Source organism: Paenarthrobacter sp. YJN-D (assembly GCF_015040335.1).
In the GTDB taxonomy this organism is placed as follows: domain Bacteria; phylum Actinomycetota; class Actinomycetes; order Actinomycetales; family Micrococcaceae; genus Arthrobacter; species Arthrobacter nicotinovorans.
This window is the reverse complement of sequence record NZ_CP053549.1, coordinates 988,750-1,010,899: the sequence shown is the minus strand read 5'-3', so window position 1 is coordinate 1,010,899 and position 22,150 is coordinate 988,750. Positions and strand designations below refer to the sequence as shown.

20 protein-coding genes and 1 riboswitch are annotated in these 22,150 nt (G+C 63.4%); of the genes, 17 read left to right on the top strand and 3 right to left on the bottom strand.

Features of this window, described 5'->3' with window-relative positions; translation table 11 throughout:
- Positions 1 to 108: 108 nt before the first annotated feature.
- On the top strand, positions 109 to 3,687 hold the full coding sequence (gene smc, locus HMI60_RS04735) for a chromosome segregation protein SMC (protein ID WP_193590649.1): 3,579 nt from the start codon (positions 109 to 111) through the stop codon (positions 3,685 to 3,687).
- Between the two features lie 20 nt (positions 3,688 to 3,707).
- Positions 3,708 to 4,913, top strand: coding sequence for a signal recognition particle-docking protein FtsY (gene ftsY, locus HMI60_RS04730; RefSeq protein ID WP_018776218.1), 1,206 nt, complete (start codon positions 3,708 to 3,710; stop codon positions 4,911 to 4,913).
- Positions 4,914 to 5,009: 96 nt separating this feature from the next.
- Here the strand turns inward: ftsY and HMI60_RS04725 are convergent, their stop codons facing one another.
- Positions 5,010 to 6,230, bottom strand: coding sequence for an MFS transporter (locus tag HMI60_RS04725; RefSeq protein ID WP_193590648.1), 1,221 nt, complete (start codon positions 6,228 to 6,230; stop codon positions 5,010 to 5,012).
- 262 nt (positions 6,231 to 6,492) lie between these two features.
- On the opposite strand from HMI60_RS04725, the gene HMI60_RS04720 reads away from it, so the two are divergent.
- Together HMI60_RS04720 and HMI60_RS04715 are read left to right on the top strand one after the other, a co-directional pair.
- The gene (locus tag HMI60_RS04720) at positions 6,493 to 7,824 is read left to right on the top strand and encodes an ammonium transporter (protein ID WP_018776216.1); all 1,332 of its coding nucleotides are present in this window, start codon (positions 6,493 to 6,495) and stop codon (positions 7,822 to 7,824) included.
- Complete coding sequence (locus HMI60_RS04715; RefSeq protein WP_017199639.1) at positions 7,821 to 8,159, top strand: P-II family nitrogen regulator; 339 nt, start codon at positions 7,821 to 7,823, stop codon at positions 8,157 to 8,159. The genes HMI60_RS04720 and HMI60_RS04715 overlap by 4 nt, the downstream gene beginning before the upstream one ends.
- A gap of 99 nt (positions 8,160 to 8,258) precedes the next feature.
- Here the strand turns inward: HMI60_RS04715 and HMI60_RS04710 are convergent, their stop codons facing one another.
- Positions 8,259 to 9,659, bottom strand: a complete 1,401-nt coding sequence (locus HMI60_RS04710) for a glucose-6-phosphate dehydrogenase (protein ID WP_193590647.1) — start codon at positions 9,657 to 9,659, stop codon at positions 8,259 to 8,261.
- 111 nt (positions 9,660 to 9,770) lie between these two features.
- Here HMI60_RS04710 and ffh point away from each other — a divergent pair, with 111 nt between their 5' ends.
- Positions 9,771 to 11,351: a signal recognition particle protein gene (ffh, locus tag HMI60_RS04705; protein WP_018776214.1), complete on the top strand. Its 1,581-nt coding sequence runs from the start codon at positions 9,771 to 9,773 to the stop codon at positions 11,349 to 11,351.
- Positions 11,352 to 11,415: 64 nt separating this feature from the next.
- Entirely contained in the window at positions 11,416 to 12,138 is a 723-nt protein-coding gene (locus tag HMI60_RS04700) for an alpha/beta fold hydrolase (protein WP_193590646.1), read from the top strand.
- On the opposite strand, the gene thiC is transcribed toward HMI60_RS04700, so the two are convergent.
- Complete coding sequence (gene thiC / locus HMI60_RS04695) at positions 12,121 to 13,980, bottom strand: phosphomethylpyrimidine synthase ThiC (protein ID WP_193590645.1); 1,860 nt, start codon at positions 13,978 to 13,980, stop codon at positions 12,121 to 12,123. The genes HMI60_RS04700 and thiC overlap by 18 nt on opposite strands.
- A riboswitch (TPP riboswitch) is annotated at positions 13,976 to 14,083 on the bottom strand. It overlaps the preceding gene by 5 nt.
- 84 nt (positions 14,084 to 14,167) lie before the next feature.
- On the opposite strand from thiC, the gene HMI60_RS04690 reads away from it, so the two are divergent.
- The 11 genes from HMI60_RS04690 to HMI60_RS04640 all read left to right on the top strand — a co-directional run bounded on the left by HMI60_RS04690 (position 14,168) and on the right by HMI60_RS04640 (position 22,098).
- Positions 14,168 to 15,250 carry an amidohydrolase family protein gene (locus tag HMI60_RS04690; RefSeq protein ID WP_193590644.1) on the top strand — a complete coding sequence of 361 codons (1,083 nt, stop codon included), beginning with the start codon at positions 14,168 to 14,170 and terminating at the stop codon, positions 15,248 to 15,250.
- A 92-nt stretch (positions 15,251 to 15,342) separates the two neighbouring features.
- Positions 15,343 to 16,215, top strand: coding sequence for a VOC family protein (locus HMI60_RS04685; RefSeq protein WP_110504003.1), 873 nt, complete (start codon positions 15,343 to 15,345; stop codon positions 16,213 to 16,215).
- Positions 16,216 to 16,338: 123 nt separating this feature from the next.
- Positions 16,339 to 16,776, top strand: coding sequence for a hypothetical protein (locus HMI60_RS04680; protein ID WP_193590643.1), 438 nt, complete (start codon positions 16,339 to 16,341; stop codon positions 16,774 to 16,776).
- Between the two features lie 237 nt (positions 16,777 to 17,013).
- Positions 17,014 to 17,436 (top strand): 30S ribosomal protein S16, encoded by a 423-nt coding sequence (gene rpsP, locus HMI60_RS04675; protein ID WP_018776208.1) that lies wholly within the window; start codon positions 17,014 to 17,016, stop codon positions 17,434 to 17,436.
- 1 nt (position 17,437) lies between these two features.
- Complete coding sequence (locus tag HMI60_RS04670) at positions 17,438 to 17,680, top strand: RNA-binding protein (RefSeq protein WP_011775119.1); 243 nt, start codon at positions 17,438 to 17,440, stop codon at positions 17,678 to 17,680.
- A gap of 129 nt (positions 17,681 to 17,809) precedes the next feature.
- Entirely contained in the window at positions 17,810 to 18,364 is a 555-nt protein-coding gene (gene rimM / locus HMI60_RS04665) for a ribosome maturation factor RimM (RefSeq protein WP_018776207.1), read from the top strand.
- Positions 18,365 to 19,165, top strand: a complete 801-nt coding sequence (gene trmD, locus HMI60_RS04660) for a tRNA (guanosine(37)-N1)-methyltransferase TrmD (protein WP_193590642.1) — start codon at positions 18,365 to 18,367, stop codon at positions 19,163 to 19,165.
- 264 nt (positions 19,166 to 19,429) lie between these two features.
- Positions 19,430 to 19,783: a 50S ribosomal protein L19 gene (gene rplS / locus HMI60_RS04655; RefSeq protein ID WP_014922079.1), complete on the top strand. Its 354-nt coding sequence runs from the start codon at positions 19,430 to 19,432 to the stop codon at positions 19,781 to 19,783.
- Positions 19,784 to 19,864: 81 nt separating this feature from the next.
- Entirely contained in the window at positions 19,865 to 20,542 is a 678-nt protein-coding gene (gene lepB / locus HMI60_RS04650) for a signal peptidase I (RefSeq protein ID WP_193590641.1), read from the top strand.
- Positions 20,543 to 21,358, top strand: coding sequence for a signal peptidase I (gene lepB / locus HMI60_RS04645; protein WP_039241891.1), 816 nt, complete (start codon positions 20,543 to 20,545; stop codon positions 21,356 to 21,358). It begins immediately after the preceding gene.
- Complete coding sequence (locus tag HMI60_RS04640; RefSeq protein WP_055972305.1) at positions 21,358 to 22,098, top strand: ribonuclease HII; 741 nt, start codon at positions 21,358 to 21,360, stop codon at positions 22,096 to 22,098. Before lepB (HMI60_RS04645) ends, HMI60_RS04640 begins: the two co-directional genes overlap by 1 nt.
- Positions 22,099 to 22,150 lie beyond the last annotated feature (52 nt).

Here is a 22,150-nt window from a genome sequence, read left to right as displayed (position 1 = left end):
GCATCCCTGCCGCAAGGCTTTCCCGCTGCAGATCCGCGGATTTCACGTAAACGGCAGTAGATTTAGGGGGACACAAACACCCGGGCCACCCAGGAGAACCGAAGCGCCTTGCATTTGAAAAGTTTGACCGTCCGCGGATTCAAGTCGTTTGCGTCGGCCACGACGTTCGACTTCGAGCCCGGCGTCACTGCCGTCGTCGGTCCCAATGGATCCGGCAAATCCAACGTGGTGGACGCGCTGGCCTGGGTCATGGGCGAGCAGGGCGCAAAAACACTGCGCGGCGGAAAAATGGAAGACGTCATCTTCGCCGGAACCTCGGGCCGCCCGCCACTTGGCAGGGCACATGTGTCGTTGACCATCGACAACGCGGACAACGCGCTTCCCATCGAGTACAGCGAAGTAACCATTTCCCGCACCCTCTTTCGCACCGGTGGTTCCGAATACGCCATCAACGGTGCGCCGTGCCGGCTGCTGGACATCCAGGAACTCCTCTCGGATTCCGGTCTCGGCCGGGAAATGCACGTGATTGTTGGCCAAGGCCAACTGGACCGCGTCCTGCACGCTACGCCCGAAGACCGCCGGGGCTTCATCGAAGAAGCCGCAGGCATCCTCAAGCACCGGCGGCGCAAAGAAAAAACAGCGCGCAAGCTGGAGGCCATGCAGGCCAACCTGGCACGGCTCAGTGACCTCACCGCCGAAATCCGTCGGCAACTGACCCCCTTGGGGAAACAGGCCGAAATCGCCCGCCGCGCACAAACCGTCCAGTTCGACGTACGCGACGCCCGCGCCCGTCTCCTTGCCGACGACCTCGTACAACTGACAACAACCCTGGAACAGGACGTCGCCGACGAAGCCGCGCTCAAGGAACGCCGCCAGGTAGTCGAAGCCGGGCTGGGCGTGGGACGGCGACGGCAAGCAGAGCTGGAACAGCACGCCGCAGAAGCAACCCCCCGCCTCAATGCCGCCCGCGATACCTGGTACCAGCTCTCCGCCGGCAGGGAGCGTCTGCGTTCGCTGGGTTCGCTGGCCGCTGAACGGCGGCGCCTGCTGGGCTCCTCCGAAACCGCACCCGAATCGGGGCGCGATCCGGAACACCTCGCGCGCCAGGCCGCCAGGGTCCGCGAGGAACAAGCAGCCCTGGAACACGACATCCTGGCAAAACAGGCCGCACTGCTTGAAGCCACTGTCGCCAAGGACGCAGCCGAAGCGCTCGCAGCCGCCGAAGACAAGCGCCTCACAGTCATGTTGCGAGCTGCAGCCGACCGCCGCGAGGGGCTTGCCCGTCTCGCCGGCCAGCTTGCTGCCGCACGGTCCCGGGCAGAGGCAGCCGAGGCCGAGCGCGGCAGGTTGCGGGAGTCGCTGGGGGCCGGAGATGAGCGGCGTAGAAAGGCGCAAAGCGAGTTCGCCGCCCTTGAAGCGCAAGTAGCCGGCGTCGAGGACGGCGAGGAAAGCCTGGATGCCGAATACGAGGAAGCAAGCGCGGCGCTGGACGGAGTACTTGCTGAAATTGAGGAACTCAAGGCTTCCGAGCGGGAGGCAGTCCGTGAGCGGGACGCCCTGACGGCCCGGCGGGATGCGCTTCAGCTCGGACTCAACCGCAAAGATGGCTCCGGGCACCTGCTGACGACCGAAGGAGTACTCGGTCCGCTGGCGGGTTTGATCAGCATCGAGCCCGGCTGCGAGGCCGCCATTGCCGCGGCCCTGGGCAGCGCCTCGGATGCCCTGGTGGTTGCCGGTGCCGACGCCGCCGTTGCGGCCTTGGGTCTGTTGAAGAAGGACGACGCCGGTCGTGCGGCGTTGCTCTTGGCCGGCGGTTTCGCCGAAGAAGACGACGCCCGGACCGCCGTCGAACTGCCTGCGGGATGCCGCCGGGCTGTCGACGTCGTAAAAATAGCCGACCCGGCGGGCCACGGTGCCCTCGGACTCCTGGCCAATACCGTCGTGGTTGATGACCTCCGCACGGCGGCGGCGCTGGTCGCGGACCACCCTGAAGTGAAGGCAGTCACCATCGACGGTGACGTTTTTACGGCCGTGACTGTCCTTGGCGGCTCAGCCACCGCACCATCGCTTCTTGAAGTCCAGGCCGCAGTGGACGACGCCGATGCCCGCCTTCATGAGGTCACCGCCCGGCTGGAGCGTGGCCGTTTCGCCCTCGCCGGGGCCCAGGCCCGCCGCGCCGAAGCGCAGGAACGTGCCGATGCCGCACTGGAAAGACTGCATGAGTCCGACGCGCGGCTTGCTGCTGTCGCCGAACGCCTGGGCCACCTGAATTCTGTTCTGCGCAGCGCAGTGGGCGAAAGCGATCGTCTGGCGGCCTCCATGGCCAAGGCTGAAGCAAATATTGCGGAGGCGCAGCTGGATCTGGAAGTTGCTGCCGAGCGCCTTGCTGCCGCCCAGGAAGTCCCTGACGAGGAACCCTCCACCGACCAGCGGGATGAACTTGCCGCTGAGGCGAGGACGGCCCGCGCCCTGGAGACGGAAGCCCGGCTGGCGCTTCGCACTGCCGAAGAGCAACTGGGCGCGGTCAGCAACCGGGCTGCCTCCCTGGAGCGGGCTGCAGCCACCGAACGCCGTGCGCGTGAGGAGGCTGCACGACGGGCCCAGCGTCGCAGGTCACAGGCCCAGCGTGCTGCCGCTGTTGTTTCGGCGGTCGAACAGACTCTGCGCTACGTGGACGTCTCGGTGGAGGTGGCTGCCGATGAACGGGACCAGGCCGAGCAGAAACGCGAACTCCTTGAAAAAGAGCTTTCGGACGTCCGCTCGGGCAACGAGGCCCTGGCACGCGAGCTTGCCGAACTGACCGATTCGGTGCATCGGGATGAGATGGCACGGACACAACAGCGGCTGCGGATCGAGGCCTTGGAAAGCCGGGCAATCGAGGAACTGGGACTTTCCGCTGAGCAGCTCATTGCCGACTACGGCCCGGACCGGCCGGTTCCGCTTCCCGCCGGATCCACCACGGACAAATGGGCCGAACTGCGGGCCCCCGTCGACGAAAACGGCGAACCTGTGGTGGAAGGTGTTCCCTTTGTCCGGGCGGAGCAGGAGAAGCGGCTGAAGAAGGCCGAGCGCGAGCTGGCAGCCCTGGGCAAAGTGAACCCGCTGGCGCTCGAGGAGTTTGCAGCCCTGGAAGAGCGGCACCAGTTCCTCAGCTCGCAGTTGGAAGATCTCAAGTCCAGCCGGAAAGACCTGCTGGACATCATCAAAGAGGTGGACAAACGCGTCCAGCAGGTCTTCACGGAAGCTTTCGCGGACACCTCAGCCCAGTTCGACCACGTCTTTGCCAGGCTCTTCCCCGGTGGCGAGGGAAAGCTGGTGCTTACTGATCCGGATGACATGTTGACCACGGGCATCGAGGTAGAGGCCCGTCCCGCCGGGAAGAAGATCAAGAGGCTTTCACTGCTTTCAGGTGGTGAGCGCTCCCTGACTGCTGTCGCACTGCTGGTTGCCATCTTCAAGGCGAGGCCTTCACCGTTCTATGTCATGGACGAAGTCGAAGCGGCGCTGGATGACACCAACCTGGGCCGGCTCATCACCATCTTTGAAGAATTGCGGGAGTCCAGCCAGCTCATCGTGATCACCCACCAAAAGCGCACCATGGAAGTGGCCGATGCCCTCTACGGTGTGACGATGCGCGGTGATGGCGTGTCAACCGTCATCAGCCAGAGGCTCGGTGCCGGGGCTTAGCTTTATGAGAAGGTAGGGGAGTGAACGATTTCCTACCCATAATTCTGTCCATTCTCGCTGCGCTCGTAGTGGTCGGCGGACTCGTGCCGGTATTGATGAAGGCCCGCAAATCGGGCGCAAAATACCCCGGAACGCGAGATGCGAACGATCCTTTGCAGTCGTCGGCAGCAGGCGGCGGAACCCTTGTGGAGGACCGCCCGGATGCGGCGAAGGCACCGGCCCCGACCTTTGACGGAACAGTCGAAGGCACGGATGTTCCGGACGACGCCGCAGGGCTCGAAACCATCGCCATCGACACCCCGGCGCCGGTCGAAGGGCGCCTGACCCGCCTGCGCGCCCGCCTGGTCAAGTCCAACAACATCCTCGGCAAGGGCCTGCTGGCCTTGCTGTCCGGCGACAAGATCGACGAGAACGTCTGGGATGAGGTGGAGGAAACCCTTCTCCTGGCCGATCTCGGCACCGAGCCCACCATGCAGTTGGTTGATGCATTGCGTGAGCGTGTCAAAGTCCTGGGCACCCGCAGCCCCGAAGACGTCAAGGCAATGCTCAGGGAAGAGCTCATCAAGCTGGTTGATCCCGGGATGGACCGTTCACTGAACGTCGAACGCAAAGGCGACCGTCCCGCCGTCGTGCTTGTTGTCGGTGTGAACGGCGTCGGCAAGACCACCACCGTGGGCAAGCTGGCGCGTGTCCTGGTGGCCGAAGACAAGGACGTGCTGCTCGGTGCTGCTGACACCTTCCGTGCCGCCGCGGCTGAGCAGCTGGCCACGTGGGGACAGCGCGTGGGTGTGCCCACGGTCAAGTCCGACATCGACGGCGCGGACCCTGCCTCGGTTGCCTACGAGGCCGTGAAGGCAGGCATCGACCAGGAGGTCGATGTTGTCATGGTGGACACGGCAGGACGCCTGCAAAACAAGACCGGCCTCATGGATGAGCTGGGCAAGGTGAAGCGGGTCATCGAGAAGCTGGCGGAGGTGGACGAGGTCCTGCTGGTACTGGACGCCACCACCGGCCAGAACGGACTCAACCAGGCACGGGTTTTTGCTGAAGTGGTCAACATCACCGGCATCGTGCTGACCAAGCTCGACGGCACGGCCAAGGGCGGCATCGTTGTCGCCATCCAGAAGTCCCTCGGCGTTCCGGTGAAGCTGATCGGCCTGGGTGAAGGCCCGGACGACCTTGCACCCTTCGAAGCGGAAAGTTTCGTTGACGCACTGCTCAACTAAACAGCGGAACAGCTGAAGAGCTCCAGCCAAACAGAACTCCCACTGGACTGGCCGGCAGCAGTGGTTGACCCGAAACCGGGCAACCTCGGCCGCCGGTCAGTTCCTGGGTTTAAGGGGTTCCCTTGCAGGCAGCCACGCTGCCGCGGTGACCAACAGCACCGCACCCGTCAGGCCGAACGCCCAGCCATAGCCCAAGCGGTCGGCGATCAGGCCGGCAACCACCGGGCCGATGATTGCGCCAGTATCGGCAGCCATCTGGAAGACGGCAAGCACCTTGCCGCCCGAGCGTCCCCTTCCAATGACATCGGCGACGGCGGCCTGCTGCGCCGGCCCCAGCAATCCGGAGCCGAAGCCTGCTATGGCGGAGGCGATGAAGAAAGCAGCCAGATCCGTGGTCAGGCCGATGAGCCCTGTGGCCAGTCCAGTGATGACCAGGCCAGGGATCAGCAGGCGTTTTCGTCCCCAGGCATCTGCCAGGCGGCCGGAGAACGTCAGGGCAAGTGCATTTCCGACGGCGAACACGGCCAGTGCCCATGCCGCGGTTTCCGGACGTGAATCCAGGACGGCCACAGCAAAGAGCGGGATGGTAGCCATGCGGACGCCGAACGTAACCCAGCCGTTGCCGAAGCTGGAAAAAACCGCGGCGCGGTAGGCGGAGTCGGACAGCGCCTCCTTCAACGCCATTGCGGGTGCCGGTCCGGCCTCCTGGGCGGCATTGCCGTCACCTCGGAGCATTGTCCTGACCACCAGGGCAGCAACAAGGAGCGCTCCGGCATAGGCCAGGAAGGGAACCCTCAGCCCGAAACCTGCCAGCAGGCCACCCACCACCGGCCCCAGGACGCTGCCAATCAGGAACGCCGAAGCATAGGCGCCGGATACCCGGCCACGCCGTTCCGGCGGGGCCAGCCGGATGAGCAGTCCCATGGCCGCAACGGTAAACATCACCGAGCCGGCCCCGCCGAGTCCGCGGAAAATCAGCAACTGCCAGTAGTCCTGGGCGAAGGCGCAGGCCGCCGTGGATACGGCAACGATCAAAAGGCCGGAGACGTACACGTTCCGTTCCCCGAACCGTCCGATCAATGCCCCGCCCGCCGGTGCGAAGACCAGCCGCATGAAAGCGAAGATGCTCACGATCACGGCAGCCGCGGTGGCACCGACGTCGAAGGTCGTGGCGAATTGCGGCAGAACGGGAGCGACCAGCCCGAATCCCAAGGCGATCAGGAACGCGGCAGCCAACATCACCTTGATGTCCCGTGGCAAGGGCGCCTTTTCCTGCCGGATCCTTGGAACTTTGGTGGATCGGGACGACTGGGTCATTCGGGGCTGGTCCTTCTGGTGGGTTTTTGGCACTTCTGCGCTGCGACGGGGTTGAGCTGGGCAATTCCTGTGAAGTCTGACGCCTGAAACATATCCGTAACATCGGAGATATGCACCATTTACGTTGGGGAGGTTGTTGTAACCGGCCCGCAATATAAATCCAGCGCAGGTGAAACACGGCGGCACAAAACTCTTAAGCAGGACGCAAAAGGCGTCAGGACAGCGGTTGAACCGCAGATCTAGCAAGAGAGGAACGTGCACCATGGAACTTACCGCAGGTCACGTATGGGTCATGGTGGCGGCGGCGCTTGTGCTGTTCATGACACCTGGTCTGGCATTTTTCTACGGCGGCATGACACGCGCCAAGGCAGCCTTGAACATGATGATGATGAGCTTCATCTCCATCGGCATCGTCGGGGTCGTCTGGGTGATGTGGGGCGCATCGATGAGCTCCGGGGAAGGTTTCCTGGAGATCGTGGGCAACCCGTTCGCTTCGTTCGGTCTTATCGGAGTTGAAACCACCCCGGACGCGATGATCAAGATTGGCTACGCAGCTACCTTCGCCATCATCACCGTCGCCCTCATCAGCGGTGCGATCGCAGACCGTGCCAAGTTTGGTGCCTGGAGCATCTTCGTTCCGGTCTGGGTCACCTTGGTCTACTGCCCGCTGGCCTACATGGTCTGGGGTGGAGGCTTGTTCGGCCCCGAAGGCGCAATCGGCAAGGCCCTCGGCCCGGCCATCGACTTCGCCGGCGGCACCGTGGTTCACATCAACGCCGGTGTAGCAGCTCTCGTCCTGGTCCTCATCATTGGCAACCGCCGCGGTTTCGGCAAGGACCCCAACCACCGTCCCCACAACATCCCGTTCGTCATGCTCGGTGCTGCAGTTCTGTGGTTTGGCTGGTTCGGCTTCAATGGCGGCGCAGCTACCACTGCGGAACAGGCGGGCCTGATCTGGATCAACACCCTGGCAGCACCCGCGGCAGCCATGATCGGCTGGCTCATCACGGAACGTATCCGCGACGGCCACCCGACATCGCTCGGCGCAGCGTCCGGTGTAGTCGCCGGTTTGGTAGCTATCACCCCTGCCTGCGCAAACGTTGATCCCATCGGCGCCCTGGCGCTCGGTGTGGTTGCCGGTGTGGCCTCTGCCCTTGCTGTCGGCCTGAAGTTCCGCTGGGGCTTCGACGACTCTTTGGACGTCGTGGGAGTCCACCTCGTCTCCGGAATCATCGGCACCGTGGCCCTGGGCTTCATCGCCAAGTCCGTGGACGGAGTTGGAGGCGGCCTCTTCTACGGCGGAGGATGGACCCAGATGTGGGCACAGCTTGCTGCGGCCGGCATTGCCATCGCGTTCTCGGCTGTCATGACGGCCATCATCGCCTTCGCCATCCACAAGACCATGGGCTTCCGGGTTTCCACGGAACAGGAGAACGTGGGCGTTGACCTCAGCCTCCACGCTGAGACCGCTTACGAGTTCGGCATCAACGGCCACGGCGGCAGCTTCCAGCCGCTGCACGAGGCCATGACCGGCAAGTCGGAAACCACCGCAACCAAGGCACCCGCAGAGGGCAAGGAGAGTGTCCAGGCATGAAGCTCATCACAGCGATCGTTCGTCCCGAAAAGCTTGAAGCGGTCCGTGAAGGCCTCGAAGCCTACGGAGTCCAGGGCCTGACGGTCAGCGCGGCCAGTGGTTATGGCCGGCAGCGCGGCTATACCGAGGTATACCGCGGAGCTGAGTACAACGTGGATTTGCTGCCCAAGATCCGGATCGAGGTTCTCGCCACCGACGAGCAGGCGGACGACATCCTGGATGTCCTCATTGCCAGCTCGAATACCGGACGCGCAGGTGACGGCAAGGTATGGACCGTGGACGTTTATGAAGCGGTCCGGGTTCGCACCGGCGAACGTGGCGCGGCCGCAATCTAGGACAACAACACAGTAGCCAGGACAGCAGGACCGTCCAGGTGATGGCAAAGCGGGCCGGGTACCCTTCAAGGTATCCGGCCCGCTTTGCGCTGCGCTGACCTAGTTGTCGACGGCGGTGGGCCAGCCCGCCGGCCCCTCGCTCCCGGCGTCGTATTCTTCCAGCGGCACCTCGCCGTCCGCCCAGGCCCGAAGGACCGGCTCGATGATCCGCCAGCAGTCTTCGGCGGTGTCGCCGCGGACGGACAGCAGGGGATCGCCGGTGAGGATTCCTTCCAGGACTTCACCGTAGGGCAGCATTCCCGCTGCGCTCAGTTCTGCCATGAGGGTCGCGCGGTCCAGCGTGAAGATGTTTCCGGGCCCATTGACATCGACATGGAGCTCCAAGGTGTCCGGCCCGAAACCAATCCGTAGTTGGTTGGGGGAGTCCACGCCCGTAAAGCCCACCGGCAGCTGGGGAACCGGCCGGAAGGTGATGACAGCCTCCTTCCGGCGTTCTCCCATGGCTTTTCCGGACCGGAGGATGAACGGGACACCCTTCCACCGCCAGTTATCAATGTCCACCTGGACTTCGGCCAGGGTTTCGGTGTTGCGCCCGGGATCCACGCCTTGTTCAGTGGCGTAGTCGGGGACTGTACGTTCGCCGAGGGTTCCGGCGGTGTACCTGGCCCGCCGTGTGGAGGCATCGAAGGGGGCTTTGACGCTGCTGGCGCGCAGCACGGTAGCCACAGCGTCACGGAGATCGCGTTCTTCGATGGTGGCCGGGGCATCGATGGCCAGGAAAGCCATGATGTGCAGGAGATGGCTTTGGATCATGTCACGCAGGGCTCCGGCAGCGTCGTAGTAACGCGCCCGTCCTTCGAGGGCCAGGTCTTCGTCGAAGACGATTTCCACCTTTTCGACGTGCTCACGGTTCCAGACGGGTTCCAGGAATCTGTTGGCGAAGCGTAGGCCCAGGATATTCAGGACTGTCGCCTTGCCCAGGAAGTGGTCCACGCGGTGGATGTGGTCCTCGGGCACCAGGGCCGCCAGGGTCTTGTTCAGTTCACGCGCTGATTCAGTGCCCGAGCCGAAGGGCTTCTCCATCACCAGGCGCGTGCCGGCCGGCACCTGCTCACGCCGCAGTATTTCGCAGGCCTTCTGGCTGACGTGGGGAGGCAGTGCAAAGTACACGGCGACCGGCCCCTCCAGCTGCGCCAGCAGTTCGGCCAAGGGGCCATCCGCTGTCACATCCACCTGGTGGTATTCGGTACTTTCGGCAACTGCGGCCAACGCCGCGCGTCCGGCAGTATCGGCGGACTCCGACGCCGCCTCGAAGGCGCCCTTGACCCGTTCCTGCCATTGATCCGGTGACCACGGGTCCGAACCGGCGCCCACCAGCCTCAGTCCGGGGGCACGGCCGGCCGCCAGGAGTCCGGCTAGTCCGGGCAGGAGCAGCCTGCCTGTCAGGTCCCCGGACGCGCCGAGGATGAGCAACGTTTTTACAGTTGTTTTACTGGTCACTGTGCCAGCATGCCACCTTGCCAGCGTGACTTGGTACCCTAGATAGTCGAGTCCCGTGGTTAACGCCGGACCGGCCACCATTCGTAGACCATCGAAAGAAGTGCGCGGCGCGTGTTCAATTCACTCTCTGACCGGTTGACAGCAACCTTCAAGAACCTCCGTGGCAAGGGCCGCCTCACCGAGGCTGACGTCGATGCCACCGTCCGGGAGATCCGCCGTGCCCTCCTGGACGCGGACGTCGCAGTGTCCGTGGTCCGCGAGTTCACAGGCCGCATCCGTGAACGCGCCCTGGGTGCCGAGGTTTCGGGAGCGCTGAACCCGAGCCAGCAGATCGTCAAGATCGTCAATGAGGAACTCAAAGAGATCCTCGGCGGCGAGACCCGCCGCATCCGTCTGGCCAAAACCGGCCCCACCATCATCATGCTGGCCGGCCTTCAGGGTGCCGGTAAGACCACCCTCGCAGGCAAGCTTTCCAAGTGGCTCAAGGCCCAGGGCCACAGCCCCATGCTGGTGGCGTGCGACCTTCAGCGCCCTAATGCAGTGACCCAGCTCCAGGTAGTTGGCCAGCGCGCCGGTGTCCCGGTGTTCGCCCCGCACCCGGGTGCCACCTCCGAACTTGAGCACCCCGCCGGTGACCCGGTTGCGGTAGCCAAGGCCGGCGTCGAGGAAGCCCGCCAGAAGCTTCACGACGTCGTGATCGTGGACACCGCCGGCCGCCTCGGCGTGGACGCCGAGATGATGGACCAGGCCCGTCGCATCCGCCAGGCGATCATTCCCAACGAAGTCCTTTTTGTCATCGACTCCATGATCGGCCAGGACGCCGTCAACACGGCGATGGCGTTCGATGAAGGCGTCAACTTCACCGGCATCGTGCTCTCGAAGCTCGACGGCGACGCCCGCGGTGGTGCCGCACTTTCCGTTGCGTCGGTCACCGGTAAGCCGGTCATGTTCGCGTCAACGGGCGAAGGCCTTGACGATTTCGAACTCTTCCACCCGGACCGGATGGCTTCCCGCATCCTGGACATGGGTGACGTACTTACCCTGATCGAACAGGCTGAGAAGGCGTGGGACAAGGACGAAGCAGCCCGGATGGCGAAGAAATTCGCCGACCAGGAAGACTTCACCCTTGACGACTTCCTGGCCCAGATGCAGCAGATCCGCAACATGGGCTCCATGAAGAAGATGCTCATGATGATGCCGGGTGCGCAGAACATCCGCCAGCAGCTTGAGAACTTCGACGAAAAAGAGATCGACCGCGTCGAAGCGATCGTCCGTTCCATGACCCCGCACGAGCGTGTGGCTCCCAAGATCATCAACGGCTCACGCCGCGCCCGTATCGCCAAGGGTTCAGGTGTCCATGTTTCCGAGGTCAACGGCCTGCTGGAGCGTTTCGCCCAGGCCCAGAAGATGATGAAGAAGCTGGCCCAGGGCGGCGGCATGCCGGGCATGCCCGGAATGCCCGGCCTCGGTGGTCCCGGTGGAGGACGAAAGAACGGGAAGAACGCGCCCAAGAAGAAGGCACGGTCGGGCAACCCGGCCAAGGCTGCCCAGGAGCTGCGTGACGCAGAGGCCAAGCGGGCCAATGCGGCCTCGGCGGCTCCCACAGGCGCGGCCTTCGGCCAGGGCGCAGCGGACTTCGACCCGTCCTCGCTCAACCTTCCCAAGGGTTTCGACAAGTTCCTCGGTAAATAACCGTGCCGACATCCCGGCCCCGCGTCGGAGCCGGGATGTCAGAGCCGTCGAATAGGCTGAACCAATGCATAAGCAGCGCGTAGTCTTCCTTCACGGCCTGGGCAGTTTTGGTGCTGCGGCCTGGCCGAAGCAGCACGGCATGGCGCTTGGCTATGATGCACTTTTTCTCCGGAGGCACGGTTTTGATCCGGTCGCGGAACCGGCGGAATCCAACGTCGCTGCCGACGTCGCCATCGTGATTGGTGCCTTGGCTGATTCAGGGGGCGGCCACGTCGTAGCGCACGAGCAAGGCGCGATCTCCGCCATGTTGGCGGCCGTTGAGCGCCCTGATCTTGTGCATTCGCTTTCCTTGGTGGAGCCCGCCTGTTTGTCCTTGACTGCTGAGCTTCCCGCTACCGCTTCATATCGGGCGCTGATGGAACCGCTGTTTGAGGTGCGGGGCCAGCTCAACGACGCCGATTACCAGCGTGAGTTTTTCCTCCGCGCGTTTTCCGCCGAAACGGGAGGGCTCGACTCTCCCGAGGCCCGGCGTTCTGCCCGCAGGCTCCGGCTCCAAGCTCCGCCGTGGGAAGCTCCGCTGCACATTGTTCCTGGTGTTCCCACCTTGGTTCTTACTGGTGGTTGGGAGCCGCTGTACGAGGAAATCGCCGCGTACCTCCAGGAGACCGGTGCCCTCCGCCGTGTGGCAGCAGGCGGGCACCGGCCCCAGGACTCACCCGACGGCGATCACATCATCCGTTCGTTCGTCGCAGAGGTGCGACGGGCCAGGTCAGTTCAGGCTTCCTGACTGCGTGGTCCCATCGATCGGCTCCGGCGTCCGTGCGGAGGCCACCTGGAGCTCCGGCAGGTAGACCTTTCCACCGGAGGCGAGGAACTCCGCACTTTTTTCCCGCATCCCGCTGTACATTCCTGCGATCGCCGCTTGGGATTCTGCTGAACCGTATTCGTCGCGGATGTCCTGGCTGATGCGCATCGAACAGAACTTGGGCCCGCACATTGAGCAGAAGTGCGCCGTTTTGGCGGGTTCGGCCGGCAGCGTTTCATCGTGGAACGACTCGGCCGTCACAGGATCGAGGGACAGGGCAAACTGGTCCCTCCACCGGAACTCGAAGCGCGCCTTGGAAAGTGCGTCGTCGCGCTCGTGTGCGCCGGGGTGCCCCTTGGCAAGGTCCGCCGCGTGCGCCGCGATCTTATACGTGATCACCCCTGTTTTGACATCGTCTTTGTTGGGTAGGCCCAAGTGTTCCTTGGGCGTGACGTAGCAGAGCATGGCCGTACCGTAGCGGGCGATCTCCGTGGCACCGATGGCTGAGGTGATGTGGTCGTAGCCGGGGGCGACGTCGGTGACCAGCGGACCCAGGGTGTAGAACGGTGCCCCTTTGCAGAGTTCCTGCTGCCGTTCCACATTTTCGCGGACCAGGTGGAACGGGATATGCCCGGGACCTTCCACCATCACCTGCACGTCGAATTCCCAGGCGCGCTGTGTGAGTTCGGCCAGGGTGTCCAGTTCCGCGAATTGTGCGGCGTCGTTGGCGTCAGCGGTAGCGCCGGGACGCAGGCCGTCGCCGAGGGAAAACGCGACGTCGTACTTGGCAAAAATTTCGCACAACTCGTCGAAGTGCGTGTACAGGAAGTTCTCCTGGTGGTGGGCCAGGCACCACCCCGCCATGATGGACCCGCCACGGGAGACTATGCCTGTCACGCGGTTGGCGGTCAGCGGTACGTACCTGAGCAGTACACCGGCATGGATCGTCATGTAGTCCACGCCTTGCTCGCACTGTTCGATCACTGTGTCACGGAAGATTTCCCACGTGAGCTTGTTGGCTTCTCCATTGACCTTTTCCAGCGCCTGGTAGATGGGAACGGTGCCGATCGGAACAGGGGAGTTGCGGATCAGCCACTCGCGGGTGGTGTGGATGTCGTCGCCGGTTGACAAGTCCATGACGGTGTCCGCGCCCCACTGCGTAGCCCACTGAAGCTTGTCCACTTCTTCGGCAATTGAACTGGTGACGGCCGAATTGCCGATGTTGGCGTTGATCTTCACCAGGAAGGCCTTGCCGATAATCATGGGCTCGGATTCGGGGTGGTTGATGTTGTTGGGAATGATCGCGCGGCCGGCGGCGACTTCGCTGCGGACCAGTTCGACATCGCAATTCTCGCGCAGCGCCACGAAGCGCATCTCAGGCGTCACCAGGCCTTGCCGTGCGTAGTGCATCTGGGTGACGGTCTTACCCTCGACGGCGCGGCGAGGCACCGGTTGCGCGCCCTTCCACTCGGCTGAGGCGGCCCCGCGGCGAACAGCCGACTTGCCGTCGTCGAGCAGGTTCCGTTCGCGGCCGGAATAGGCCTCAGTGTCGCCGCGGGACTCGATCCATGCGGCCCGGAACGGTTCCAAGCCCACGACGGGATCGCTGCCCGGGCCTGCCGTCCGGTACACCTGCAGTGGTGCGTTGGCTTGGCCATTGGGGGAGGGCTCCAGCGCGATTTCCGTCACGGGGACGCGGATTCCGGCGTCATGGTCTTCAAGCCATGCCAGCGAATGGGACCTCAGGGACTGCGTAACAGGCTCGTTTTGGGCAGGGCTGGACTCGCTTTGGGCAGGGCTGTGCTGTGTTTTGGTGGTGCTCAAAGGATTACTCACTTCCTTCGCCGGCATTACCCGGACAGGTTCAACGGTCGCAGGCTGCCTCAGCCCGATCTCAGCCCCTGCAAGGGCACCCGTGTGGTCGTAGACGAAGCTACCACAGCTGGCAGGGGGCGCCCAGTCACATCAGTCCGCCGAAGCCTGCCGCCCCCCAGCGGATTAGGCTTTTGCCATGGCCAACATCATTGAATTCAGCGGACCCGTGCTCGTGGCAGCAGATGACGTGCGCCAAGGAATGTGGTCTGTTGGGGGAGCGCTGACGTTTGAAAAGCCGTCGTCCCCTCCAGACAAGGTACTGGACGGTTGGGTCCTGCCGGGTTTCGTGGATGCCCACTGCCATATCGGCTTGGGCGCCGGTGGGGCCGTGGACGACGCCACCACCCTCGCGCATGCCCAGGCCGACCTCGCTTCGGGAACCCTGCTGATCCGCGACTGCGGATCTCCCAGCGACACACGTTGGGTGCAGCAGCGGACGGACTTGCCCCGCCTTATCAGGTCCGGCCGCCACATCGCCCGAAGCCGTCGGTACCTGCGCGGATTGGGCCATGAGATTGAACCGGAACAGCTGGTGGAGACCGTCCGTAAGGAGGCCCGCGACGGCGACGGTTGGGTGAAGCTCGTAGGCGACTGGATCGACCGGGGCATTGGCGACCTGGCGCCCTCTTTTCCGGCAAAGCTGGTCAAGGACGCCGTAGCTGCCGCCCACGAGGAAGGTGCCAGGGTCACGGCGCACTGCTTTGCGGAGGACACAATCGACGACATGCTGGATGCCAACATCGACTGCATCGAACATGCCACTGGCCTTCTGACCCGGCACATCCCACGGCTGGTGGAGCAGTCAGTGCCGATCGTTCCCACGTTGGTGAACATTGCGACCTTTCCGGAGATCGCCGCCCAGGCGGCGCCAAAGTTCCCCGGGTACGCGGACCACATGACGCGGTTGTGGGAGCGCCGGCGTGAGCGGGTCCTTGAGGCTTTCGAGGCCGGGGTGGCGATCTACGCGGGAACGGATGCGGGCAGCGTGATCAAGCACGGCCGCATCGCGGACGAAATGCATGAACTGCACGATGCCGGCCTGCCGCCCGCCGCGGTCCTGGATGCCGCTGCGTGGGGCGCCCGGAAGTGGCTGGGAGCCGACGCCATCAGCGAAGGCGCCAGTGCCGACGTCGTTCTCTGCCATGACGATCCCCGGCACGACCTACGGACGGTATCCGGGCTCAAGCACGTGGTCCTTCGCGGTGAACTCATGGGATGAGCGTCAAATGGTTGGGAATAAATTGAAGCTTCAAGTAATTTAGAGAAGTAGAACCTGCCGAAAGGCGGACACTTCAACACCGGGAGCTTCACATGTCCACATCATCCGCACGGGACCTTCTTCCTGCCGACCTCGCCATGGGCACTGTCATGCTCAAGGTCGGCGACATGAAAGTCATGAGTGACTACTACCAGCGTGCTTTGGGCCTTGTGGTCGTGGCCGAACAGGACGGCGGCCTCTACCTGGGCCGGGCAGGCAAGCCCGTGGTTCACTTGGCGCCGGCTGCGGGGCTCCAGATTCCGGGGCGGGGGGAAGCCGGGTTGTTCCACACCGCCATACTGTTCCAGGATCAGCCCTCACTGGCGGCCACCATCGCCACCGCTGCCGGATACGAACCCCGGGCGTTCGTGGGCAGCGCAGACCACCTGGTCAGCGAAGCGTTCTACTTCACCGACCCGGAAGGCAACGGCATCGAGCTTTACTACGACAAGCCCCGTGAAACCTGGCAGTGGGACGGCAAGAACGTCGTCATGGACAACGTGGCCCTCCCGCCGCAACGTTTCCTTCAGCAGCACCTGAGCGAAGAAGCCGTCACTGGCCAGCATCAGGCAGCGGCCGGTGTCGGGCACGTCCACCTTCAGGTAGGTGACGTCGCCACCGCCCAGGACTTCTACGTCGGGACCCTGGGCTTCGAGCGGACCGCGGGCTGGCACGGCCAAGCACTGTTCGTATCCGCCGGCGGCTATCACCATCACATGGCCATGAATGTCTGGAACAGCCGGGGTGCCGGCCCCCGCAAGGACACTCTTGGGCTGGGGGAAGTGTTGATCGAGGTTCCATCCAGCGAGGATGTCGGGGCCTTGGCGGACCGTTTGCGCGTTGCCGGGGTGCAGAACCATCACACCGGCGCTGAACTGCAGTTCGAAGATCCGTGGCGGAACAAGCTGCGGGTGGCTGTTCGCTAGGCAGCATCCCGCCGGAGTGCCCGTCGGTGCCCCATGCTGCACTAGGCTGGGCAGTGACGGTTCGGGACCCTGGGGGGCCTGCGCCGGACGTCCCGTCAGCACGAAGGATTGAGAGTACTTTCCATGGGCTTTGCCGAAATTTTTGTAGCCACCCACGATGAAGCACTCAAGCGGGCGGCAGCCCTGGGTAAAGGTGCCGATGCCGCAGGCCCTGCAGTCCGCATCAACGGCATAACGGACTTCGAGGTGGAACAACTGGGCGACCTCGCCGGCCAGGCCGTCCATGCCGCAGGCGCTGACTACGAACTCGCGCTGGTGGACGTCACCAGTGACGCGCTGCTTGGCGTTCCCGAAGCGATGGTGAGGGCCTTGGCCGAGTTGCTCACGTATGAGAGCGAAGGTGAAGCCAATGTCCTGGATGACGTTGCTTCCGCCTGGGCGGAACAAGAAGACATGCCGTTCGACGCCGCCCAGTCCCGGCAGTACGTTCAGCAACTTGCCGCTCTGGCCACGGACGCGGAAAAAACGGAGCGCGCCGGGCTTTACGTCTGGTCCGAATAGCCACCTCTCCGGCTGGGTCCTGTCACTGACCGGGCCTTGGTGTGACCAAGAACTCACCGACCCGGAGGGCTTGAGTCGTAATCTACCCGGGCATCTGGCACAATAGACAGGTACTCGATCGGTGCGGCCCCTCTCTCCGTGCTCGTATCTTGTCCTTCGAACCGTCTAGTATGGCCCGCCCCACGGGTGCAAAACGTCGGGTTCAACCCCGTTTCAGAAACAGGAGTGACCACAAAAGTGGCCGTAAAGATTCGCCTTAAGCGCTTCGGTAAGATGCGCGCACCGTACTACCGCATTGTCGTCATGGATGCCCGCGCCAAGCGCGATGGCCGTGCCATTGAAGAAATCGGCAAGTACCACCCCACCGAAGAGCCGTCGTACATCGAGGTCGCTTCCGAGCGCGCCCAGTACTGGCTTTCCGTTGGCGCCCAGCCGACTGAGCAGGTTGCTGCGATCCTCAAGATCACCGGTGACTGGCAGAAGTTCAAGGGCCTCCCGGGCCAGGAAGGCACCCTGAAGACGAAAGCTCCCAAGGAAGCTTTCGTAGCACCGGAGAAGGGTTCCGTCATCATCCCGGAAGCCATCACCAAGAAGGCCAAGAAGGACGACGCTGCCGAGGCTCCGGCCGAGGCTGAAGCAGAGACCACCGAGGCTGAGTAAGTTGCTGGCAGAAGCGCTCGAGCACTTGGTTCGTGGGATCGTTGACAGCCCTGAGGATGTCAAGGTCAGTGCCAAGAACAACCGCCGCGGGGAATCCCTTGAGGTGCGCGTTCACCAGGAGGACCTCGGACGGGTGATCGGCCGTCAAGGACGGACCGCACGCGCACTGCGCACTGTGGTTGCCGCCTTGGCTGGTGGCGAGCAGGTCAGGGTCGACGTCGTCGACACCGACCGCCGCCGGTAACGCGCTCAGCACTGCTTGTCTTAGATCCGGCCCCTTCACCGAATATGGTGGAGGGGCCGGATTGCTTTGTCCAACACTTCACACCGTGGCTGCCCGGCGGCGCGGAACAACAGGAATTCAGAGGAACCCATGCAGCTCCAGGTGGCCCGGATCGGTAAACCCCATGGCATTCGCGGCGAGGTAACGGTGCAGGTACTCACTGACGCACCCGCAGAGCGCTTCGTCGCCGGAACCGAGTTCGTCGTGGAGCCGGCGTCCGCCGGACCCCTGACCGTCCGCAGTGCCAGGTGGAACAAGGACATCCTGCTGCTCGGATTCGAGGAGATCGCGGACCGAAATGCCGCCGAGGCCATCCGCGGCGCCAAGCTGTACATCGAAACCGAGGAACTCGACGACGAAGACGACGACGAGGGCTGGTACGAACACGAACTCGTTGGGCTGGAAGCGCGCGTTGGATCCCAGGTCGTGGGCAAGGTGGCAGCGCTGACGACGTTGCCTGTCCAGGACCTGCTGACAATCACCACGGACGAGGGAAAGGAAATCCTTGTTCCCTTCGTGGATGAAATCGTTCCCGAGGTCAACATCGAGGACGGATACGTCCTCATCACCCCGCCTGCGGGACTCTTTGAGCTCAATGACGACTCCTCTGACGACGCAAAGGATGCAGCGGGGGATGACGCCTGAATGAGGATTGATGTCGTCAGTATTTTCCCCGAATACCTGGCCCCCCTTGAGCTCTCCCTCATAGGTAAGGCCCGGCAGGACGGATTGCTGGAGCTCAACGTCCACGATCTCCGCAGCTTCACCACCGACAAGCACCGGACGGTGGACGATACCCCGTACGGCGGGGGTGCCGGGATGGTCATGAAGCCTGAACCCTGGGCCCAGGCCCTTGAGTCGCTGGCGCCTGCGCACGAAGGTGCCAAGCCCGTATTGATCGTTCCGTCACCGGCAGGACAACGCTTCAACCAGGCGCTGGCCTACGAACTCGCTGAAGAAGAGCAGCTGGTCTTCGCCTGCGGCCGATACGAAGGCATCGACGAACGCGTCATGGACTGGGCCCGGGACCACTTCACGGTGCGCCCCGTCAGCCTCGGGGACTACGTTCTCAATGGTGGCGAGGTAGCTGTCCTTGCCATGGTTGAGGCAATCGGCCGCCTGCTTCCCGGGGTGGTCGGAAACCCGGAATCCCTGATCGAGGAGTCGCACTCCGACGGCCTCCTGGAGTATCCCGTCTACACCAAGCCCTCGTCGTGGCGGAACCACGATGTTCCGGAAATCCTGCTCAGCGGCAACCACGGAAAAATTGCCCAGTGGCGCCGCCACGAGCAGTTCCGCCGCACCGCAGAGCGCCGGCCTGACCTCTTGGCGGATTTCGACGCCGGTGCTTTGAGCCGCGCCGACCGCAACGCGCTGACGGAACTCGGCTACGACGTGGTGGATGGACGCCTGCAGGCCAGGCACGGCGGCGACGCCGCCAAGTAGCGCTGCCCGCCGCCGTCGGGAGTTCCAGTCCCGCCAGTTGGCTGGATGGCTGCGCTTATGGCAGAATTAACCCTTGTGTCTGCTGGGCTGACACCTGCCACAGGGGGAGTTCAGCCAACAGTCGGACAACCCGGTGACGCCAATCAGTGGCGGAACCGGACACTAATAAAACTTCGGCGGAGATTTCCGGTAGGCCTTCGGGCTGCGGGCTTGTTCGCCGTAACCCAAAGTGAATGACCTGTGGCGTTCACCAGGAGTGGATTAATGCATATCCTCGATAGCGTAGATGCAGCCTCGCTGCGTAACGATGTTCCTGAGTTCCGCGCGGGTGACACCCTCAAGGTTCACGTCAACATCATCGAAGGCAAGAACTCCCGTGTCCAGGTTTTCCAGGGCTTCGTCCTTGGCCGCCAGGGCGACGGCGTTCGCGAAACCTTCACCGTGCGCAAGGTTTCCTTCGGTGTCGGCGTAGAGCGTACCTTCCCGGTACACTCCCCGATCATCGACAAGATCGAGGTCGTCACCAAGGGTGACGTCCGCCGCGCCAAGCTTTACTACATGCGCGCACTGCGCGGTAAGGCTGCGAAGATCAAGGAAAAGCGCGACTTCGCCAAGTAAGTCCTGCGACTTACGCAACGGGTCCAGGATTCGTGCCCGGTTGTATCCGGAGCAATCCGCAACGCAACAGGGATACGAGTCATGGACACATCAGAACGCCAGCCCCGGAAACAGGGATGGCGTTTTGTTTTGCTCGCACTGGTCCTCGCGATCGCCATCAGCGGATTGGTCCGTTCCCTGTGGCTTGATGTCTACTACATTCCCTCGGAATCGATGGAGCCGCTCCTGATGACGGGCGACCGGATCCTGGTATCGCGGACCGACTTCAGTGCCGAGCCGATCCGCCGGGGCGATGTTGTGGTCTTTGATGGGCGGGGTTCGTTTGCTCCGCGGAGCAGCGGGCGCGGTCCATTCGTTGACGCCGCCTCTGCAGCAGCCCAGTGGTTCGGGCTGACGGGCAGCGACACCACGTACGTCAAGAGGGTCATCGGGGTGCCGGGTGACCATGTCCAGTGTTGTGATGCCGGCGGCCGCCTCACAGTGAACGGTCAGGTACTTGAGGAACCCTATCTGTACCCGGGAGACGAACCCAGCAAGCAGAAGTTCGACGTCGTGGTGCCTCCGGACCGGCTCTGGTTGATGGGCGACCATCGCTCGCGGTCTGCTGACTCCCGTGGCTTGCTTGGTGCGCCCGGCGGAGGAATGGTTCCGATGGACCGGGTTATCGGCCGGCCGGTCCAGATCATCTGGCCACTTGATAGATTTGCAGAGATGCCTCGCTCCACGCAGGCCGAAACACCATCGAAGAACGGACAGTAGATGCCGGACAAAGCTCCTGGGAACCCCGAGCGGTACGACGACGACTCGCGGCTCCCGGACGGAACGGCAAGTGCCGCTGGTGTAGCGGAGCCGGATGCTGGTGCAGCAGAGCCTGAAGAGGATCAAAAGAAGCCCCGCAAGAATCCCGCCCTGGTGTGGATCAAGGAAATCGCCACTGTCGTGGCCATTGCACTGGTGTTGTCCTTCCTGCTGAAAACCTTCCTCTTCAAGGCTTTCTATATTCCCTCGGAGTCCATGGAGAGCACCCTGGACGTTTACGACCGCATCTTCATCAATTTGCTCGTTCCCGGACCCTTTGACCTTTCGCGGGGAGACGTCGTGGTCTTCAAGGACACGCAGGCCTGGCTGCCGCCCGTGGCACAGAAACCCGCCGGCCCCATGGACTGGGTAGGGGACACGCTCGAGTTCGTGGGCTTGGCTCCGGATGCCAGTGAGCAGCACCTGGTGAAGCGCGTCATCGGACTGCCGGGCGATCATGTCACGTGCTGTGACGCCCAAGGCCGCGTCAGCGTCAATGGCGTCGCGCTCAATGAAAGCTATATCAACCCCGCGGAACTGCCTTCCCCGCAGTCGTTCGACGTCGTCGTGCCGGAAGGTAAAGTGTGGGTTATGGGCGATAACCGCAACCACTCGGCTGACTCGCGGGCCCACCAGGAAGTCAACGGTGGATTCGTCAACATAGAGGACGTCGAAGGCAAGGCAACCGTCATCGCGTGGCCGATCAACCGGTGGACCGTCCTCGATAACTATCCGGACGTTTTCCGTAATGTCCCTCAAGGCACCCCGGCGAAGTAATGGCTACCGCAACAGCCCGGAAGAAGACCCCCGCCACGGCGAAGGCCAAAGCCAAGGCCCAGGCAGGTTTTCCCACCCTCGACGTTGAGCGTTCCTTTCTGTCCTCCGGGGTGCGCTTGCTGGCCGGTGTCGACGAGGTGGGCCGTGGAGCCTTGGCTGGCCCGGTCAGCGTTGGCATCACAGTGGTCGACCTTGCCGATCACGGCCTGCTGGCTGATGTCCGCGACAGTAAACTCCTCAAACCAGAGGACAGGGACAGACTGGAACCCCTGGTCCGTGAATGGGCCCTGGCGTCAGCTGTAGGTCATGCCTCGTCCCGGGAAATCGACGAGATCGGCATTATTGCGGCTTTGCGCCTGGCCGGCACGCGTGCGTGGTGTGACATCCTGGACGGCGGAGTCAGGCCTGACCTGGTCCTGTTGGATGGGAGCCATAACTGGCTCTCACCCGAGGTCCAAGCATCTCTTTTTGATCCTGCCCCGGCGGGCGCCGGCTGCGAGGCACCGGTCCACACCAGGGTAAAGGCGGACATGAGTTGCCTGAGTGTTGCTGCGGCCAGCGTATTGGCCAAGGTGGCTCGTGACCGCATCATGGTGGACCTTCACTCCGAGCTGCCGGCTTACGGCTGGAACGTGAACAAGGGGTATGCCACCGCCGCACACAGGGACGTCATCCGCCTGCACGGTCCCAGCGCGTACCACCGGACCAGCTGGCACCTGACCGGGCCCGACCACGAGTAGAGCGATCCTGTAGCTTTCTGTTGCAGGTCTGGCGCATGGCACCTTGCAGATG

Coding starts and splice junctions, on each gene's coding strand:
- HMI60_RS04725 (WP_193590648.1), bottom strand. CDS start 6,230: ATGACCCAGTCGTCCCGATCCACCAAAGTTCCAAGGATCCGGCAGGAA.
- HMI60_RS04720 (WP_018776216.1), top strand. CDS start 6,493: ATGGAACTTACCGCAGGTCACGTATGGGTCATGGTGGCGGCGGCGCTT.
- HMI60_RS04715 (WP_017199639.1), top strand. CDS start 7,821: ATGAAGCTCATCACAGCGATCGTTCGTCCCGAAAAGCTTGAAGCGGTC.
- HMI60_RS04700 (WP_193590646.1), top strand. CDS start 11,416: ATGCATAAGCAGCGCGTAGTCTTCCTTCACGGCCTGGGCAGTTTTGGT.
- HMI60_RS04690 (WP_193590644.1), top strand. CDS start 14,168: ATGGCCAACATCATTGAATTCAGCGGACCCGTGCTCGTGGCAGCAGAT.
- HMI60_RS04685 (WP_110504003.1), top strand. CDS start 15,343: ATGTCCACATCATCCGCACGGGACCTTCTTCCTGCCGACCTCGCCATG.
- HMI60_RS04680 (WP_193590643.1), top strand. CDS start 16,339: ATGGGCTTTGCCGAAATTTTTGTAGCCACCCACGATGAAGCACTCAAG.
- rimM (WP_018776207.1), top strand. CDS start 17,810: ATGCAGCTCCAGGTGGCCCGGATCGGTAAACCCCATGGCATTCGCGGC.
- trmD (WP_193590642.1), top strand. CDS start 18,365: ATGAGGATTGATGTCGTCAGTATTTTCCCCGAATACCTGGCCCCCCTT.
- rplS (WP_014922079.1), top strand. CDS start 19,430: ATGCATATCCTCGATAGCGTAGATGCAGCCTCGCTGCGTAACGATGTT.
- lepB (WP_193590641.1), top strand. CDS start 19,865: ATGGACACATCAGAACGCCAGCCCCGGAAACAGGGATGGCGTTTTGTT.
- lepB (WP_039241891.1), top strand. CDS start 20,543: ATGCCGGACAAAGCTCCTGGGAACCCCGAGCGGTACGACGACGACTCG.
- HMI60_RS04640 (WP_055972305.1), top strand. CDS start 21,358: ATGGCTACCGCAACAGCCCGGAAGAAGACCCCCGCCACGGCGAAGGCC.